At 75.4% G+C, this 16,989-nt stretch carries 16 protein-coding genes; 10 read left to right on the top strand and 6 right to left on the bottom strand.

What is annotated here, in order from left to right:
* Positions 1-160: 160 nt before the first annotated feature.
* Entirely contained in the window at positions 161-1,639 is a 1,479-nt protein-coding gene (locus ACFE60_RS11180) for a CHAD domain-containing protein (RefSeq protein WP_375388936.1), read from the bottom strand.
* A 34-nt stretch (positions 1,640-1,673) separates the two neighbouring features.
* On the opposite strand from ACFE60_RS11180, the gene ACFE60_RS11175 reads away from it, so the two are divergent.
* From ACFE60_RS11175 to ACFE60_RS11160, 4 genes are all read left to right on the top strand, one after another.
* Positions 1,674-2,603 carry an aldo/keto reductase gene (locus ACFE60_RS11175; RefSeq protein ID WP_375388935.1) on the top strand — a complete coding sequence of 310 codons (930 nt, stop codon included), beginning with the start codon at positions 1,674-1,676 and terminating at the stop codon, positions 2,601-2,603.
* Positions 2,604-2,713: 110 nt separating this feature from the next.
* Positions 2,714-3,244: a DNA translocase FtsK gene (locus ACFE60_RS11170; RefSeq protein WP_375388934.1), complete on the top strand. Its 531-nt coding sequence runs from the start codon at positions 2,714-2,716 to the stop codon at positions 3,242-3,244.
* Between the two features lie 238 nt (positions 3,245-3,482).
* Positions 3,483-4,244, top strand: a complete 762-nt coding sequence (locus ACFE60_RS11165) for a DNA translocase FtsK (protein ID WP_375388933.1) — start codon at positions 3,483-3,485, stop codon at positions 4,242-4,244.
* Positions 4,245-4,342: 98 nt separating this feature from the next.
* On the top strand, positions 4,343-6,712 hold the full coding sequence (locus tag ACFE60_RS11160; RefSeq protein WP_375388932.1) for a transglycosylase domain-containing protein: 2,370 nt from the start codon (positions 4,343-4,345) through the stop codon (positions 6,710-6,712).
* Between the two features lie 24 nt (positions 6,713-6,736).
* Here the strand turns inward: ACFE60_RS11160 and ACFE60_RS11155 are convergent, their stop codons facing one another.
* Entirely contained in the window at positions 6,737-8,263 is a 1,527-nt protein-coding gene (locus tag ACFE60_RS11155) for a protein kinase (protein ID WP_375388931.1), read from the bottom strand.
* A gap of 59 nt (positions 8,264-8,322) precedes the next feature.
* A complete protein-coding gene (locus ACFE60_RS11150; protein ID WP_375388937.1) occupies positions 8,323-9,372 on the bottom strand; it encodes an agmatine/peptidylarginine deiminase in 1,050 nt (349 codons plus the stop codon).
* 90 nt (positions 9,373-9,462) lie between these two features.
* On the opposite strand from ACFE60_RS11150, the gene ACFE60_RS11145 reads away from it, so the two are divergent.
* Both ACFE60_RS11145 and ACFE60_RS11140 read left to right on the top strand, forming a co-directional pair.
* On the top strand, positions 9,463-10,299 hold the full coding sequence (locus ACFE60_RS11145) for a bacteriorhodopsin (protein WP_375388930.1): 837 nt from the start codon (positions 9,463-9,465) through the stop codon (positions 10,297-10,299).
* 58 nt (positions 10,300-10,357) lie between these two features.
* A complete protein-coding gene (locus ACFE60_RS11140) occupies positions 10,358-11,710 on the top strand; it encodes a serine/threonine-protein kinase (protein WP_375388929.1) in 1,353 nt (450 codons plus the stop codon).
* 17 nt (positions 11,711-11,727) lie between these two features.
* Here ACFE60_RS11140 and ACFE60_RS11135 read toward each other — a convergent pair whose 3' ends face one another.
* Positions 11,728-12,243, bottom strand: coding sequence for a hypothetical protein (locus ACFE60_RS11135; protein ID WP_375388928.1), 516 nt, complete (start codon positions 12,241-12,243; stop codon positions 11,728-11,730).
* A 117-nt stretch (positions 12,244-12,360) separates the two neighbouring features.
* Between ACFE60_RS11135 and ACFE60_RS11130 the strand changes: the two genes are divergently transcribed.
* Positions 12,361-12,867 carry a universal stress protein gene (locus tag ACFE60_RS11130; protein ID WP_375388927.1) on the top strand — a complete coding sequence of 169 codons (507 nt, stop codon included), beginning with the start codon at positions 12,361-12,363 and terminating at the stop codon, positions 12,865-12,867.
* On the opposite strand, the gene ACFE60_RS11125 is transcribed toward ACFE60_RS11130, so the two are convergent.
* Positions 12,864-13,193 carry a hypothetical protein gene (locus ACFE60_RS11125; protein WP_375388926.1) on the bottom strand — a complete coding sequence of 110 codons (330 nt, stop codon included), beginning with the start codon at positions 13,191-13,193 and terminating at the stop codon, positions 12,864-12,866. The genes ACFE60_RS11130 and ACFE60_RS11125 overlap by 4 nt on opposite strands.
* A gap of 98 nt (positions 13,194-13,291) precedes the next feature.
* Between ACFE60_RS11125 and ACFE60_RS11120 the strand changes: the two genes are divergently transcribed.
* Together ACFE60_RS11120 and ACFE60_RS11115 are read left to right on the top strand one after the other, a co-directional pair.
* Complete coding sequence (locus ACFE60_RS11120; protein WP_375388925.1) at positions 13,292-14,794, top strand: carboxylesterase/lipase family protein; 1,503 nt, start codon at positions 13,292-13,294, stop codon at positions 14,792-14,794.
* Between the two features lie 89 nt (positions 14,795-14,883).
* Positions 14,884-15,366 (top strand): MarR family winged helix-turn-helix transcriptional regulator, encoded by a 483-nt coding sequence (locus ACFE60_RS11115; protein ID WP_375388924.1) that lies wholly within the window; start codon positions 14,884-14,886, stop codon positions 15,364-15,366.
* Here ACFE60_RS11115 and ACFE60_RS11110 read toward each other — a convergent pair.
* The gene (locus tag ACFE60_RS11110) at positions 15,324-16,004 is read right to left on the bottom strand and encodes an HAD-IA family hydrolase (protein WP_375388923.1); all 681 of its coding nucleotides are present in this window, start codon (positions 16,002-16,004) and stop codon (positions 15,324-15,326) included. The two genes, ACFE60_RS11115 and ACFE60_RS11110, sit on opposite strands and share 43 nt — an antisense overlap.
* 32 nt (positions 16,005-16,036) lie before the next feature.
* Between ACFE60_RS11110 and ACFE60_RS11105 the strand changes: the two genes are divergently transcribed.
* Positions 16,037-16,846: a dienelactone hydrolase family protein gene (locus ACFE60_RS11105; protein WP_375388922.1), complete on the top strand. Its 810-nt coding sequence runs from the start codon at positions 16,037-16,039 to the stop codon at positions 16,844-16,846.
* Positions 16,847-16,989: the final 143 nt, after the last annotated feature.

Raw genomic sequence — 16,989 nt, 5'->3', positions numbered from 1 at the left:
GTCGCGCGATAGGTGTGGCGTCGCGCGGTACGCATGCGTACCGCGCGACGCCACGGCTACCGCGCGAGGATGCACGGCTACCTCGCGTCGCCGGAGGTACCGCGCGACGAACGACCGCGCCGCGAGCGGGCTGGGCCCCCGACGAACGTGCGGTTCCGGCCTAGCGGAGGCGGCGGACGGCTCGCTCGGCCCGCAGGTGCAGGAGCGCCAGGTGCTGCCTGCCTCGCTCGGCCGCCCGGCCCAGCGCGAACGCGTTGCCGCCGTCCGCGGCGAGGCGCTCGGCGGCGGCGGGCAGGCCGTCGAGCACGAGCGCCAGGTCGCGGTGCTCGCCGAGCACGTCCTGCGTGCGCTCATCCCGCCGCGCCGACCGAGCGAGCCGCGACGAGGCGGGCACGAGGTCCGCCGCGACCAGCTCCTCCACGACGAAGCGCGCCCGCTTCGCGGCCTTCCTGGCCCGGTGCAGGTCCTCGAGGTCGCCGCCGATGCCGTCGCGCGCCCGCCGGCGGGCCCGGCGCACCGCCCGCTCGCCCAGGTCGACGAGCCGCCTCGGCGCGCGTCCCGCCCGAGGGCCGTCGGCCGCGAAGCCCTCGAGCGCGGCGACGACCTCCAGCACCGCGGCGGAGCACAGGTGCTCGACCAGGTCGTCGACCGCGGCCGGCTGGGCCGCCAGCGGCTCCTCCACCAGCAGGGAGCGGGCCGCCGCGAGCCCGGGGGTGTGCGCGGGCAGCTCGTCGAGCAGCCCCTCCGCCACCGCCGCGGCGACCCGCGGGTCGCGGACCTCGCCGAGCCGTCGGCCGAGCGCGCCGAGCCGGCGGCGCAGCACCTCCCCGGCCGGGCCGGCCACCGGCCGCAGCGCGAGCAGCGAGCGCACCTGCCGCAGCGTCTTCCGCAGGGCGTGCACGGTCTCGCCGTCGGGATCGCCGTCGAGCACCAGCGCCTGGACGCCGCGGTGCAGGTCCTCGGCGTGCGCGGCGATCCTCGTCGCCAGCACCGCGCCGGCGGTCGAGGGCGCGGGGGACTCCGTCCGTGCACCGACGAGGCCGAGCGCCTGCGCCAGCTTGGCCGGGCTCGCCGACGGCTGCGCGCCCGCGGCGCAGAGCGCGTCGTGCAGGACGTCCAGCAGGTCCGCGGACGGCTGCGGGTCGCCGACCAGCTCCGCCTCCCACTCCCGCCAGGCGCGCAGCACCCCCGCGGCGAGGTCCGTCGCCGTCACGCGGTCGTCCACCACCTCGACCCGCGCGCCGCCATCGCCCGCGACGACCACACCGTGCCGCTCGGTGCGGATCAACGCGATCGGCTCGAGCGGCCGGCCGCGCAGCCGGGTCGCGAGCGCCCGCGCCAGTCCGGCAGGCAGGGCCTCCGGGTCGTCGGCGTCGATCGGCGCGTGCAGCTCGGTGCGGCCGCCGGACGCGGGCAGCTTGACGTGCCAGCCGGCGTCGTGGCCGCCGGTGCGCCGGCGCACCGCGATCCTCGCCGCGAGCAGCGTGCGGGCCGCCGTGTCGACGTAGACCGCGTCGAGGTGCGCGACCGGCTGCTCGTCGACCGCCGCGACCTCGGCCAGGTCGGCGAGCGCCGGCAGGGCGACCCCGTCCGGCACGGCGTACTTCCGCTCGATCTCGATCGTCCTCGACACGCTCACAGGAACCATCCTGCCCGCGCAGCATCATCGGAGGGTGACTGCACTGGACCTCGGCCCCGTCGTGCTCGGCGGCAACGTCTTCGGCTGGACGGCGGACCGCGACGCGGGGTTCCGCGTCCTGGACGCGTTCGTGGACGGCGGCGGCCGCGCCATCGACACCGCCGACGGGTACTCCGCCTGGGTGCCCGGCCACGTGGGCGGGGAGTCGGAGACGATGATCGGCGAGTGGCTGGCGTCCCGCGGCCGACGCGACGACGTGGTGATCGCGACGAAGGTCGGCGCGCTCGCGAGCCGGCCCGGGCTGTCCGCGGCGAACATCCGGGCTGCCGCCGAGGACTCCCTGCGACGCCTCGGCGTCGAGACGATCGACCTCTACCTCGCCCACCGCGACGACCCGTCGGTGCCGCAGGAGGAGACGCTCGCCGCGTTCGGCGAGCTGGTCGAGCAGGGCAAGGTGCGGGAGATCGGCGCCTCGAACTTCCCGGCCGACCGGCTGCGCTCCGCCGCCGCGGCGTCCGCCGAGCACGGCCTGCCCCGCTACACGGTCGCGCAGGACCTGTGGAGCCTCGTCGAGCGCGGCGCGGAGATCGACCTCGTGCCGACGCTCGAGGACCTCGACGTCGTGGAGACGCCGTACTCCTCCCTCGCCAGCGGCTTCCTCACCGGCAAGTACCGGCCCGGCGCGGAGGTCGACTCGCCCAGGTCCGGGAAGGCCCGGCAGTACCTCGCCGACGCCAGGAACCTCGACCTGCTGTCGGTGCTGGACGACGTCGCCGCCGACCGCGGGGCGTCCGTGGCCGCGATCGCCCTGGCGTGGCTCGCGGCGCAGCGCACGGTCGCGGCACCGATCGCGAGCGCGAGCCGGCCCGAGCAGGTCGCCGACCTGCTGGCCGCCGGCCGCATCCGGCTCACGCCGCAGGACCTCGAGCAGCTGTCCGCGGCGACCGAGCCCGTCTCGGGCTGACCCGGGACGGGCGGGCCTCCCCGCTCTGGGGGCAACCGCCTGCTCGTCCCGCCGCGGCCTCCGGGACATGCTGATCTCCGGCGATCGTGGGGGAGCAGGACGACGTGGTGATGACGCAGGTACGGCAGGCGATGCCGACGGCAGCGGCCTGGACCGAGGACTCGGACGACGAGCGGCGGGTGCGCCGAGCGGTCTTGACGGGCGCGGGCGGGTTCGCCGCGGTGCTCACGGCCTTCTGGGCCTGGTGGCCGGCGGGCGTGGCGCTCGGCCTGGTGGCCGGCTGCCTAGCGGTGCTGCACCTGGGGCGCGCGATGCACGCGGCGGCGCTGCAGGAGCCGGCGGTCCGGTTCGGCTCGCTCGACGGCGACGACGACCTCGACGCCGAGTTCCGCCGGCTGCGGGAGCGCGTCGGCGACGATTGGGTCCCGTTCAGCCGCGCTGCGGCGCTCGTGACGCAGGCGCAGTGGGCGTCCGTCGCCGGGCTGCAGCGCGAGCTGCGGATGTCGACCCCGGTGGCCCAGCGGGTGATGGGGCTGCTCGAGCGGGAGGGGTTCGTGGGCCCGTCCCGCGGCACCCGGCCGCGCGTGGTCCGCGTGCCGCGCGACCGCGCGACCGAGCTGGAGCGGCTGCTGCGGTCCTGATCGGTGCGGCTCGGCGGTCCCCGAGGTTCCGGGGCCGCCGGGTATCGGAACGGTAACGACGCGCCGGACGAAGTCCAAGAGAACGCTGTGCGCTTCTGCGCGGAGCGCGCGCATCGGGAAGAATGTCAGCGTTGTGACGACGACCCGTCGCCCGCCCACGCCGATGCCGTCGCCCACGTCGGGGAGTCGCGCCCTGCCTCCGCCGTCGTGGAGCGCCGACCGACCCCGAGGATCGATCGTGCCCTCCGAACCGTCCATCGCCCGCCCCGCCATCGCCGCGCTCGTGCTGCTGGCGGCCGTCGCGCTGACCGGGGTGGTCCTCTACTACTGGTGGCCGGGCGGGGTCCTGATCGGCGTCGGGGTCGGCGCCGGCGCGGTGCTCGTCGCCGGTGTGCAGATGCAGCGTTCCAACGCGCGGGTGCCGAGCGACGAGGCCCTCGTGCGGCGGCTCGGCGTCCCGGTCCAGCAGCGGGCGCAGGTCGCGGCGCTGCTCGCCGCGCCGGCGCAGGCGCAGGCGCCGGCGCAGGCGGCGCCCGCCCCGGCACGTGCGGTCGTGGTCCCCGCGGTGGTCCCGCTGCCCGCGCGGGACGACGACGCCTGGTTCAGCGCCGATGCCGCGCCCGCGCTCAAGCGGGAGCCCGTCGTGGTCCCCGCGGCCGAGCCCGTCGCCGTCGACGACGGCCCCGACACGATCCCCACGACGGACTTCGTCCTCACCGACGACGCCGCCGTCCGCACCGACCTCGAGCACCTGAAGGACGAGCTCGGCGAGGACTACCTGGACTTCGCGCGAGCGGCCCGCCTCGTCGTGTCGACGCAGTACGCCTCCGCGGCGCGCCTGCAGCGCGACCTGGACGTGCCGTACTCGCGCGCGCGCCGCCTGCTGACCGACCTCGAGCAGCAGCACTTCGTCGGCCCCGCGACCGGCTCCCTGCCCCGCGTAGTGCTGATGCCGAAGGACCGCCTGCCCGAGGTCGAGCGGCTGCTCGAGGAGGTCTGACTCCGGGGTGCACCCGGCACCCTGGGAGATCCGTATCGGAACGGCCTGGGACCGCCTGTCCGCACCGGGGGAGCCGCATGCGTCCGTACGATGCCCCGATGCCCTCCCGCTCCCGCTCCCGGTCGGCCGCGTCGGCGTTCTTCGGCATGCTCGCCATCGCCGTGATCGCCGGCGTCATGATCGCGGTCGCGGTGACCCCGGCGATCGCGCTGACAGGCACCACGACGAAGAACGGCATCGGGCTGTTCGAGCAGCTGCCGAGCGACCTCGCGATCGCGCCGCTCGACCAGAAGACCGAGATCTACGCCAAGGACGGCGACAAGGACGTCCTGATCGCCTCGTTCTTCGCGCAGAACCGGGACGTCGTCACCTGGGACCAGATCTCGCAGGTGGCGAAGAACGCCGCGATCGCGGGCGAGGACGTGCGCTTCTACGACCACGGCGGGATCGACCCGCTGGGCATCCTCCGCGCGACCGTCGCGAACCTCGCCGGGTCCGACCTGCAGGGCGCGTCGACCATCACCCAGCAGTACGTGAAGAACGTCTGCGTGCAGGAGGCGGAGAACCTCTCGACGCAGGCGAAGGTCGACGCGGCGTACGCGGTCTGCACGGACGCGTCCGTCGGCCGCAAGCTGAAGGAGGCGCGATACGCGATCGCCCTGGAGAAGAAGTACTCGAAGGACCAGATCCTGCTCGGGTACCTGAACATCGCCGGCTTCGGCGGCCGGATCTACGGCATCGAGTCGGCGGCGCAGTACTACTACGGCACGACGGCCGCGGACCTCACCATCGCGCAGGCCGCGAGCCTGGTCGCGATCGTGAACAACCCCTCCTACCTGCGGCTGGACGTGAAGGACAACCTGGCGAGGAACACGGAGCGCCGGAACTACATCCTCGGCGTCGAGCTGAAGAACGGCCTCATCACGCAGGCGCAGCACGACGAGGCCGTGGCCACGCCGGTGACGCCGAAGATCACGCCCACGAGGACGGGCTGCGAGGCGGCGGGCGACGCCGGCTTCTTCTGCGACTACGTCTACCGCACGATCCTGTCCGACCCGGCGTTCGGCAAGGACGAGGCGGCGCGGCAGGCGAACCTCGAGCGCTCCGGCTGGAAGATCTACACCACGCTCGACCTCGCCGCCGAGAAGAAGGCGAAGAAGGCGATGAGCACCTCAGTGCCCAGGACCGCGGCCGGCTACAACGTCGGCGGCGCGGCGGTGTCGGTGGAGGTGGGCACCGGCCGGATCCTGACCATGGTCACCAACAAGGACTTCAGCTACACCAGGGGCGGCACCAGCTCGTCCATCAACTACACCGCCGACTACGCGCTCGGGCACAGCAACGGCTGGCAGCCGGGGTCGACCTTCAAGGTGTTCACGCTGCTGGACTGGCTGAAGTCCGGGCGCACGCTGAACGAGGTCGTGGACTCGAACCCCGGCACCGTGTCGGACTTCACCGCCTGCGGCAAGCCGTACGCGGGCCAGCCGTACACCTACGGCAACGACACCGCCGACGAGGGCGGGTACCAGACGGTGCTGACGGGCACGGCAAGGTCCATCAACGGCACCTTCGTGCACATGGCGCAGCAGCTCGACCTCTGCGAGATCAAGAAGCTGGCCGACGACTTCGGCGTGACGCCGATCCGCGGCAACTCGGATCCCACGCAGTACGCGTCGTTCATCATCGGCGGCTCCTACACCGTCTCGCCCGTCTCCATCGCGGCCGCCTACGCGGGGATCGCGAACGAGGGGAAGTACTGCTCGCCGGTCGCCATCGAGAAGGTGGTGCGCAGCGACGGGTCCGAGCTGCCGGTGCCGGGCACGTCATGCAAGCAGGTCGTCGATCCCGGCGTCGCGAACGCCGCGGTGTACGCCCTGCGCGGGGTGTTCACGGGCGGCACGGCGAGCGGGGACAACACCCCGGACGGCCTCTACGAGTTCGGCAAGACCGGCACGACCGACGAGGCGTACGACACCTGGATGACGGGGTCGACCTCGAAGGTCGCGACGTCGGTGTGGGTCGGGAACAACGGCACGAAGGCCGGCAGCACGCTGCAGAACCTGCGGCAGACGACCTTCCCCGGCGTCACGCCCTGCTACACCAGCGGCAACGGCACGGCCGCGGTCGCCCGGCACTGCGTCTGGAAGGCGATCCAGACCGCGGTGAACAAGGACTACGGCGGCGCGACGACCTGGCAGGCGCCCGACCCGCAGTACCTCTACGGCAGCGCCGCGCCGTCGACCGGCGCGCCGACGACCCAGGCCGGCACGGTGCCGGCGACGACCCGGATGTCTGCGGCGGACGCCGAGGCCGCGCTCGTGGCCGCGGGGTACACCTGGGCGCTCGGCACCCCCGTCCCGTCGGACCTCCCGGCCGGCCAGGTGGTGTCGACCACGCCGCAGGCGGGCGCCGCCGCCCCACCCGGCACGCAGGTGACCATTGCCACCTCGACCGGCGCCGCCGGGTAGGCGCGGACCGGCCGACGCGACCGGTCAGATCGACGAGGCGTCGGCCTCCTGCAGCAGCGAGCCGAGGCCGCCGGAGCCGTCGGTGCCGTCCGTCGGGCCGGTGGACGCCGGCGCGGGCGCCGGATCAACCGGCGCGGTGGTGGCCGGCGGCGTGGGCTGCTGGACGACCGGCGTCGACGCGGGGTCGGGGGCGAACTCCGGTCCGCTCGGCGTGCTCGGGCCGGCTGGAGCGGACGGCGGCGGCTGGGTGGCCGTCGCGGTGGGCGTGGGCGTCGGGGTCCGCGTCGGGGTCCTGGTGGGCGTCGCGGAGGGGGTCGCCCTCGGCTTCCGCACGACGGGGTCCGCCGCGGGCTGGGCCGGCCCCTGCTGCACCGGCGGGGCGGTCGCGCTGGACGGCGGCACGTGCTGCTGCCCCTTCGCCTGCGGTGTCGCGTTCAACCCGGCGGCCGCCGAGATAGCCACCCCGGCGACGACGGCCGCGAGCACCGAGGCGGCGACCGCGAGCACGGTCGGGAAGCGCTTCGCGGGCGTCCTCGCGCCGACCACGTGCACCGCGCCGGACAGCGGCATGCCCCGGCTCGGCGTGAAGAACGGCTCCTGCGGCGCGGTGACGTCCGCGCCGGGGGACCGGCGGACCGCTTGGCGGGGCGCGACGATCCCCCCGACCGGCGTTGGCGCGGTGGTCGTCGCGTCCGGCGCGGTGACCCGGCCGACCAGCTGGTCCCGCAGCGCCTCCGCGACCGCGGCCGCGGTCGGCCGGTGCGTGGCGTCGAGGCCGGTCATCCGCGACAGCAGCTCCGCGAGCGCCGGGGAGGCGTCCGTCGGCAGCGCGGGCGGGCGGTGCAGCCGGGCCATCGCGGACTCGGCGGCGGGCCCGGGGAAGGCGCGCTTGCCGGTGAGCGCCTCCAGCAGCACGAGGCCGAGCGAGTAGACGTCGCTCTCGGGACGCGGCGCGGCGCCCCGCACCTGCTCGGGGCTGAGGTAGGCGGCGGTGCCGAGGATCGACTCCGGCGCCGTCAGCCGGGCGCCGTCGACGAGCTGCGCGATCCCGAAGTCCGTCAGCTTCGCCGCGACAGCGGTCGGGCTCGCGTGCGCCGCGGTCGGCACGAGGATGTTCGCGGGCTTCACGTCGCGGTGCACGACGCCCTGCAGGTGCAGGGCTGCGAGCGCGGACGCGACGTCGGCGACGATGCGCCGCGCGAAGTCGGCGGTCAGCGGCCCCCGGGCGCGATGCAGCAGCGCGCCGAGGTCGTCGCCGACCACCAGCTCCATCACGAGGAAGGCGCCGAAGACGCCGTCGCCGGTGGAGGCGTCGAGCACCGACACGACGGACGGATGGTTCACGGCGGCGAGGAGGCGCATCTCCTGCGTCGTGCGCTGCGGGTCGACCGCGTCCGAGAACCCGCCGCGGAAGACCTTCACCGCGACCCGGCGCTGCAGCCGGGTGTCCTGCCCGCGGTAGACGGTCGCCATGCCGCCGCGGCCCAGCTCCGCGAGGATCTCGTACCGGCCGCCGAGGACGTCGCCCGGCTCCGGCTCCCGCTCAGCCATGACGGCGGCAGGCGAGCTGGGTGGGCACGACACCATTGTCGTGCCTCGGCTCGGAGAATTCAGCCCCGGACGGTCACGGATCCGTCGCTGCCCGGCGTGGCGGGCGAGGTCGACGGCTGCTGCTGCGTGATGCAGTGGATGCCGCCGCCGCACGCGAAGATCGCGCGGGCGTCGACGGTCACCACCCGGCGGCCGGGGTACGCCTCAGCGAGCACGGCCCGTGCGGCTGCATCGGCGCGCTCCTCGCCGAAGCCGCACGCGACGACGCCGTCGTTCACGACGACGTGGTTGACGTACGACCAGTCCACGAAGCCCTCCGCATCGCGCAGGGTCTCCGGCGCGGGGAGCGGGATGATCTCGAACGACCTGCCGGCCGCGTCGACCGCCTCCTCCAGCGTGCGGCGCAGCAGCGCGGACACCGCGTGGTCCGGGTGGCCGGGGTCCCGCTGCTCGTGCAGCAGCACCCGCCCCGGCGACGGGAAGGTGGCGCAGATGTCGACGTGGCCGCTCGTGCCGAACCGGTCGTAGTCCCGGGTGAGGCCGCGGGGGAGCCAGACGGCGTGCGTCGCGCCGATCGTGCGCTCGAGCTCGGCCTCGACGCGCGCGCGGTCCGCCCACGGGTTCCGCCTGGGGTCCAGCTGCACCGTCTCCGTGACGAGGACGGTGCCCTCGCCGTCCACGTGGATGCCGCCGCCCTCGTTCACCAGCAGGGACGGCAGCACCGTCGCCCCGGCGAGGGCGCCGACCGCGGCCCCGACCAGCCGGTCGCGCCGCCACTCGGACCACTCGTGCGCGCCCCAGGCGTTGAACGTCCAGTCGACCGCGCCCAGCGCGCCCTCCTCGTCGAGCACGAAGGTGGGCCCGGAGTCGCGCAGCCACGCGTCGTCGAGCGGCTGCTCCACCAGCTCGATCGCCCCGTCGAGCAGCCGCACGGCGATGGCGCGGGCGACCGGGTCGACGACCATCGTGACGGGCTCGAACGCGGCGACGGCGTTGGCGACATCCGCCCACGCGGCCGACTCCTCCGCGACGTCGCCGTCGCCGAAGGTGGGGTTCGGGCGCGGGAACGCCATCCAGATGCGGTCCTGCGGCGCGGTCTCGGGCGGCATCCGCCAGGTTCTGGGCACGCGACGATCCTGGCGCACAACCCTCCTCCACCGATTCCTCGGAAACCGCGGGAGGAGGGAGGATGGTCGGTCGTGGACATCGCTGCCCCGTGGACGGTCGCCCTGACGGACGGGCAGCACTCGCTGATCCAGTACGCCGTGGTGGTCACCGGCTTCGCGCTCGCCGCGATGCTCACCCGCATGTGGTCCGCGCGGCGGGAGGTGAGCGACCGGTACCGGCCGGCCGTGCACGCGGGCGTCGCCGTCTGCACGGTCGCGCTGCTGTCGTACGTCCTGCTCGCGTTCGAGCTGCAGACGGGCTACCGGCCCGCCGCGGGGATGTGGGTGCCCACCGCGTCCGCCTCCACCACCTGGAGCGCCCGGTACATGGACTGGACCATCAGCGTGCCGCTGCTGGTCGTCGAGATCGTCGCGGTCTCGGCCCTGATCGGGCGAGCGGCCGCCCGGGCGCGCTGGGTCGGCGGCACGGCCGCGGTGCTGATGGTCGTGCTCGGCTTCCTCGGCGCCGTCGTGATCGGAGGCGGCACCGACTTCCGCGTGCTGCTGTGGCTCGGGATCGCCTCGTCGGCCTGCTTCGCGGTGGTCTACGCCGTCGTGATCGCGGTGGTGCTGCGGTCCCTCCCGGTGCTGCCGGCCGCCGCGCGCGGCCCGCTGACGGCGGCGATGGTCGTGCTGCTCGTCGTCTGGCTCGTCTACCCGGTCGTCTACGGCCTGCAGGGCCTCGCGTCTGGGGGTGCCTGGACGACGACGCAGCACCTCCTCTTCTGCGCCGCGGACGTGGTGGCCAAGGTGGTCTTCGGGCTGCTGCTGCTGCGCGTCGCCCGGCTCCGCACCGCCGCGGACGTCGTCGCGCAGGACGACGCGCACCCCGAGAGCATCTGGGTCGACCAGCTGCGCCAGTCCCGGTGATCGATCGCCCGCGTCGGTACGCTGGGCTGGTGACGAGTTCGCCCGCCCTGCCCGCCCTGTGAGCGCGGAGCAGGAGCAGCGCGTCGCCGCCCCGGCTCAGCTGCCGGACCGGTACCGGATCGAGCACGTGATCGGCCGCGGCGGCACGGCGGTGGTCTACTCGGCGCACGACACGCTGCTGAACCGGCCGGTGGCGATCAAGGTGTTCACCGCGCCGACCGACTCCGCTCGGGTGCTGCGCGAGCAGCAGCACGAGGCGCAGACGCTCGCCGGGCTCAGCCACCACGCGCTCGTCACCCTGTACGACGCCGGGGTCGAGGACTCCGACCCGGACCAGCCCCACATCTACCTCGTGATGGAGCGGATCGAGGGGCCGGACCTCGGGCAGCGGCTGCGCAGCGGCGCCCTCACGCCCGTGCAGGTCGCCTACCTCGGCCTGGACCTCTGCGACGCGCTGCTCTACGTGCACGAGCGCGGCTGGCTGCATCGCGACGTCAAGCCGGCGAACGTCCTGCTGGCGGACCGGAACAGCGACTCGCGGCTGCGCGGCAAGCTGTCCGACTTCGGGATCGCCACCGTGCTCGGCACCGACGCGGACGACGGGGAGTTCACGGTCGGCACCGCCGCGTACCTGAGCCCCGAGCAGGTCGAGGGCGGCCTGCTCGAGGCCGCGTCGGACGTGTACTCGCTGGGGCTCGTGCTCATCCAGGCGGCGACCGGCAGGGTCTCCTACCCGGGGGCGGTGATTGAGTCGGCGTTCGCCCGGCTGACCCGCGACCCGGAGATCCCCGACTCGGTGCCGCAGCGGCTCGCCTCCGTGCTGTCGGGGATGACCCGGCGCTCGCCGCGGGACCGGATCCCGCTCGCGGAGGCGCGGGCGCAGTTCGAGCGCGCGATCGCCGACGAGATCGCGCGGGATGCCCCGCCCGTCCCGCTGCCCCTGCCGCCGCGCGCGCCCGAGCCGATCGCCGACGTGCCGCCGGACCGGGAGTTCGCCCGCATCACCGGCATCGCGGCCCGGCTGATCCGTGCGCCGTCGGCGTTCGTCGTGGTCGGCGAGCCGGGGTTCGAGGCGTCCGCGTTCGTGCCGGAGGCGCACCGGGCCGAGCTGGCGCAGCTCGCCTCCAGGGCGCTGCTCGTGGACCGCGCCGGCGGCTGGTCGGTCGACGACGTGCACACCGACCCGCGGACCGCCGGCGCGGTCCGGTTCGCGCCGGTGCGGTCGATGGCGGTGCAGCCGATCCTCGCGGAGGACGGCAGGAAGGTCGGCGTGCTCGCCGTCCTCGACGCGCTGCCGCGCACCTTCGGTGCCGACGACGCGGCCACGCTCGTCGACCTCGCCCACCTCGTCGCGCATGAGGTCGACCTGCGCCGGGCGGTCCGGCGCGCGCTCTTCTCCCGCGAGCGCTGAGCGCCGCAGCGCGCGGCTCAGGCCAGCGCGGCCATGCCTGGCCCCGTCGGGCCGCGGCCGCGCCCGGCGCGGCGCACCTGGGCGTGCGGGTCGAGCGACGTCAGCGCCGTCGCGATCCGGTCGTCGAGCGCGGCGATCGCGCGGTGCAGCGACTCGTCGCCCGGCAGCTGCAGGATGTAGTACTCGGCGATCGAGGCGCGCTTCGTGCGATGCACCCGTACCTCGCCGGCGAAGCCGCGGCCGATCTCGGAGCGCGACGCGAGGTGCAACGTCATGCCGGCCGAACCGGCGATGTAGATCTCGCCGTACCCCACGTCGTCCCGACCCGACGGCAGCGTGAGCGACCGGGCGAGGTGGATGAGGACCTGCTCCTCGCCGGCCCGCACCTCCGCCACCACGCGGGGGCTCATCGGGTTCGCCTCCAGGCGCGGACCCGGCTCGGCGGCCTGCCGGACCACGAGGACGACGCCGACCGCCGCGCCGGCGAGGGCCAGCGCACCGAGCAGGGCGAGCATCGCCATCTCGATCGACACGAGCAGGAGGGTGACAGATCACCCTGCGGCGATGCTGGACGGCGCCGGGCGCGCCCGGGGAGGGGTTTGACCGCCCGCCCGCCGCAGCGGATGATCCGGGGGAGAGGGAGGTCAGCGATGGACGCGACATCGGGACGCAGCGTGGTGGTCGGGATCCTCCCCGACCAGCCGCTCTGGGTGGTGCAGGTGGCGGGGGAGTACGCGAAGGCCTTCGACGCCGAGCTGATCTGCGTGGCCGCTGACGCCACCAGGTACGCCTACCAGGAGCTGCCGGACGGCACCCTGCTCACGGCGCCCATCGACCCGGATTACGCCGCCGTCGGCCCGCTGTTCTCGGAGCAGCGGCTGAAGGACATCGACGAGGTGCTGGCCCCGCTCGACGTCCGCTGGTCGATGCGGGAGCTGGTCGGCATCGCCGCCGACGCGCTGATGGAGGTCGCCGAGGACGTCGGCGCCCTGATGATCGTCGTCGGCGCGCGGCCGGGCGGCTTCCGCGGCGCGCTGCGCCGGATGGTCGCCGGCTCGGTCGCGCTGCGCCTGTCCCACCGCCAGTACCGCCCGGTCGTGGTGGTGCCGACGGCCCCGGAGGAGACGGACGCCGGGCTGCTCGGCCCCGACTCCTAGTCGAGCCGGCAGTCGTTCGGCCGGACCTCGATCGTCGAGGTGCCCGAGGCCGCGGTCGGCACGACGCACACGCCCGCGACCCGGACCGTCATCCATCCCTTCGGCACCGCGAAGCGGCGCGTCTCGCCGGACCGCATGGTGTGGACCGCGCGGAAGTCGCCGCCGGCCTTCGTGAGGTGGACCTCGTACGCCGCCGGCTGCGCGGACGGCTCGATCCGCACGACGACCTCGGCCTCCCTCGGCGGCGGCGCGGCCGAGGCGCACGCCGTCAGGGGCAGGACCGCGACGCCGATCGCGGCGGCGACCAGGAGCTTCGGAACCCGCACCCCGCCGACGATGGCCCCCCGGACGGGGGCCGGCGGGCACGTGCGTCGGCGTGTCGGCGATGGGTCGCCCCTCAGGACTCGTCTGCCACGCTGACCGGGTGGATGGCGGAGGCTGGCGGGTGCCGCTGGTCGTGCCGACCGCGTCCGGGCGGATCCGCGGCCGCCGCGAGGCCGGGCTGACCGCCTGGCGCGGGGTGCCGTTCACGGCGCCGCCCGTCGGCCCGCTGCGCCTCCGCGCGCCCGTGCCGCCCGAGCCCTGGGCCGGCGTGCGGGAGGCGGCAGCCGACGGCCCGCTGCCGCCCCAGCCGCGCACGTCGACCCTGACCGGCGCCGGGCTGCGCACGCCCACCTCGGAGGACTGCCTGACCCTCTCCGTCGTGCGCCGCACCGCGGGAGACGCGCCGAAGCCGGTCGTGGTGTTCGTCTATGGCGGCGCGTACGGGATCGGCGGGGCGAGCGCGGGCGCGTACCGCGGGGAGACGCTCGCGGCCACGGGCGACGTCGTGTTCGTCGGCTTCAACTACCGGCTCGGCGCGCTCGGCTGGCTGGACCTGTCCGCCTACGGCGATGACGAGCACCCGATCGACACCAACCTCGGGCTGCGCGACCAGCTCGCCGCGCTGGCGTGGGTGCGGGCGAACATCGCGGCGTTCGGCGGCGACCCGCACGACGTCACCCTGGCCGGGGAGTCCGCCGGCGCGACGAGCGTCCTCACCCTGATGACGATGCCGGCGGCCCGCGGCCTCTTCGATCGCGCGATCGCGGAGAGCCCCGCCATCGCCTCCGTGCACAACGCCGACCGCTCGGCCGGCTGGGCGGCGGAGCTGGTCGACGAGCTGCCGGGCGGCGCGGCCGCGCTGCGCACGATCGACGCGGACGCCCTCGTCGGGGCGACCCTGCGGCTCGACGTCGCCGTGTCCGACCGCCAGCCGGCCGCCAGGGTGCTCGGCCCGGTCGTCGACGGCGACCTGCTGCCGGACTACCCGGTCGAGGTGCTGCGCCGCGGGGAGGCGCTGCCCGTGCCGCTGATCATCGGCACGAACGCCGACGAGGGCACGCTGTTCCAGCGGATGCGCGCGCTGCGGGCGACACCCGTCCGGCTCGAGCGGCTGTTCGACGCGACCGTGCCCGAGGCGAAGGAGCCGGTGCTCGCGGCGTACGCGGGCGGCCGCCGCCCGCGGGACCTCGAGCGCTTCGTCACCGACCTGATGTTCTGGGCGCCGTCGGTGGAGGCGGCCGCCGGCCACGCCGCCGTCGCTCCGGTGTGGATGTACCGGTTCGACTTCGCCCCGCCCGCCTCGAGGGCGCTGCGACTGGGCGCAGCCCACTCCTTCGAGCTGGACCACGTGCTCGCGAGACGCGACGGCTTCACCCGCCGCGTCGCGACCGCGCTGGGCGGCGGCCGCGCCGCCCGGGCGCTCACGCTGCGCATGTCGTCGGCCTGGCTGGCCTTCGCGAGGACCGGGTCCGCGCCGGACTGGTGGCCGCCGTTCGACGCCGTCACGCGCCGCACCTGGGTGTTCGACCGCGTCGACCGGCTGGAGGGCGATCCCCGGCCGGACGTGCGCTCCGTCTGGCGGTCGTGGCGCCCGTACGGCTGATCGCCGCCGGATAGCGGCGCGAGTATGAGGGCCGCTGAACCCGTGCTGTGTACATCCGGGGAGCGCGAGGAGTAGCGTCACGAAGTGCGATGACCCTCGAGCACCTGCCCCACGCGGCGGCGAGCGATGCCGCCCACGCGCTCGTGTCGGCCGTCGACGCCGTCGAGGACGCCGGGAAGGCGCTCGACCAGCGGGTGCGCGGCGCGCTCGGCGTCAACAACACCGACCTGGCGGTCCTGCAGTACCTCGACCGCGTGCAGCGGCGCGGCGGCAGCGCCCGGGTCGGCGACATCGCCGCCCGGTTCGGCGTCAGCTCGGGCAGCGCGACCGAGATCGTGCACCGGCTGACGAACGCCGACCTCGTGCACCGCGTGCCGCATCCGACGGACGCGCGCGTGCGGCGCCTCGAGCTGACCGAGCAGGCCGCGGCGCGGCTGGAGGCGGTGGTCGGCTCGGTGCGGGCCGACCTCGACGCGCTGCTCGAGACGATCCCGGAGGCGGAGGAGGCGCGGCTGCTCGAGCTGCTGGGTCAGGTGCGGGACATCTTCCGGTCCGCCTCCACCAGCGGCTGATCCGCGACGATCCGCAGCAGCCCGCCGTCGCGCTCCACCCGCACGCCGAGCAGGTCCGCGACGACCACGTCGGCCGGCAGCTGCGCGGCCGGCACGCTGCCGAGCACGCCGAGCGTCGCGCAGCCGGCCGCGCGGCCGGCGAGCACGCCGGCCACCGCGTCCTCGACCACGAGGCAGTCGGCCGGGTCGACGCCGAGGCGGGCGGCCGCCGCCAGGTAGGGCGCCGGGTCCGGCTTGCCCCTGGCGGTGTCGGAGGCGGTGATCAGCACCGGCGGCTCGATCCCGGTCGCGGCGAGCCGCGCGGCGGCCAGCGGGGCGCTGCACGAGGTCGCGACCGCCCAGCGGTCGGCGGGCAGCGCCGCGAGCAGCCGCCGCACGCCCGGCAGCACCACGATGCCCGCCGTGTCCGCGACCTCGAGCCGCTCGATGTCGAGGAACGCCGCCTCGGCCTGCTCGGCCGGCACGCGCTCCGCGACGATCTCGCGGGCCGGCCGCCCGAGCGCGGAGGCGCGCACGCCGAGCCGGACGTCCCACCGCGCCTCCCACGCCGCCCAGGCGCGGTCGACGGCCGGCGTCGAGTCGATGAGCGTGCCGTCCATGTCGAGGAGGACGGCGCGGACGGTGAACTCGGCGGGCATCCCTCCAACCTACGGGCGGCAGGATGGCGGGCATGGCGGCAGGCGGACGGGTCACGGGCACGCTCGACGGCTGGACGGCGACGCCGTTCTCGGCCGGCGGGGTGACGCACGACGTCTACGAGCGCGGCGAGGGACCCGGCGTCGTCCTGGTGCCGGAGATCCCCGGCATGACGCCCGAGGTCATCGGTCTCGCGGACCACCTCGTGGCGTCGGGCTTCACCGTCGCGGTGCCGTCGCCGTTCGGCGAGCCCGGCAGGGAGGCGGGCGCGGGCTCCGTCGCGCGCGTGCTGCCCCGCCTCTGCGTGTCCCGCGAGTTCCGGGCGTTCGCGACCGAGGTGCGGCGGCCGTTCACCGACTGGCTCCGCGCCCTCGCCGCCGATCTCGCCGCGCGGACCCCCGGTCCGGGCGTCGGCGTGATCGGCATGTGCTTCACCGGCGGCTTCGCGCTCGCGACCGCCGTCGACGGAGCGGTCGTCGCGGCGGTCGCGAGCCAGCCGGGGACCCCGTTCCCGGTCGGGGCGCGGCGGACCGCGAACGGCGGCCTGTCGACCGAGGACCTCGGGATCGTCGCCGAGCGAGCGGCGAGGGGCGAGGTCTGCGCCATGGGCCTGCGCTTCAGCGAGGACCGCGGCGCGCCCCGCGCGCGCTTCGACACCCTGCGTCGCGCGCTCGGCGACCGCTTCGAGGTGATCGAGCTCGACTCCTCGCCGGGCAACGCGGGCGGCTTCGCCCGGACCGCGCACTCGGTGCTGACGAACGAGCTGCGCGACGTGCCCGGCCACCCGGCGCTCGAGGCGCGCGAGCGCGTGGTCGCGTTCCTGCGGGAGCGGCTGACCGCCTGACGCTCAGCGCTCCGCAGGCGCCGCCACGTCCCGGTCGATGCCCCCGTCCAGCCACTGCACGACCCGGACGGTGCCACCCGGCGTCATCGGCCAGGCGTGCTGCAGCGCGTCGACCGCCTCGGCCCTCGTCCCGGGCCCTATCG

This window comes from uncultured Amnibacterium sp. (assembly GCF_964245895.1).
Classification (GTDB): Bacteria; Actinomycetota; Actinomycetes; order Actinomycetales; family Microbacteriaceae; genus Amnibacterium.
The sequence above is the reverse complement of the archived record's forward strand: the minus strand, read 5'-3'. Positions and strand labels throughout refer to the sequence as shown.

Coding starts and splice junctions, on each gene's coding strand:
- ACFE60_RS11160 (WP_375388932.1), top strand. CDS start 4,343: ATGCCCTCCCGCTCCCGCTCCCGGTCGGCCGCGTCGGCGTTCTTCGGC.
- ACFE60_RS11130 (WP_375388927.1), top strand. CDS start 12,361: ATGGACGCGACATCGGGACGCAGCGTGGTGGTCGGGATCCTCCCCGAC.
- ACFE60_RS11170 (WP_375388934.1), top strand. CDS start 2,714: ATGACGCAGGTACGGCAGGCGATGCCGACGGCAGCGGCCTGGACCGAG.
- ACFE60_RS11115 (WP_375388924.1), top strand. CDS start 14,884: ATGACCCTCGAGCACCTGCCCCACGCGGCGGCGAGCGATGCCGCCCAC.
- ACFE60_RS11110 (WP_375388923.1), bottom strand. CDS start 16,004: ATGCCCGCCGAGTTCACCGTCCGCGCCGTCCTCCTCGACATGGACGGC.
- ACFE60_RS11155 (WP_375388931.1), bottom strand. CDS start 8,263: ATGGCTGAGCGGGAGCCGGAGCCGGGCGACGTCCTCGGCGGCCGGTAC.
- ACFE60_RS11105 (WP_375388922.1), top strand. CDS start 16,037: ATGGCGGCAGGCGGACGGGTCACGGGCACGCTCGACGGCTGGACGGCG.
- ACFE60_RS11150 (WP_375388937.1), bottom strand. CDS start 9,372: ATGCCGCCCGAGACCGCGCCGCAGGACCGCATCTGGATGGCGTTCCCG.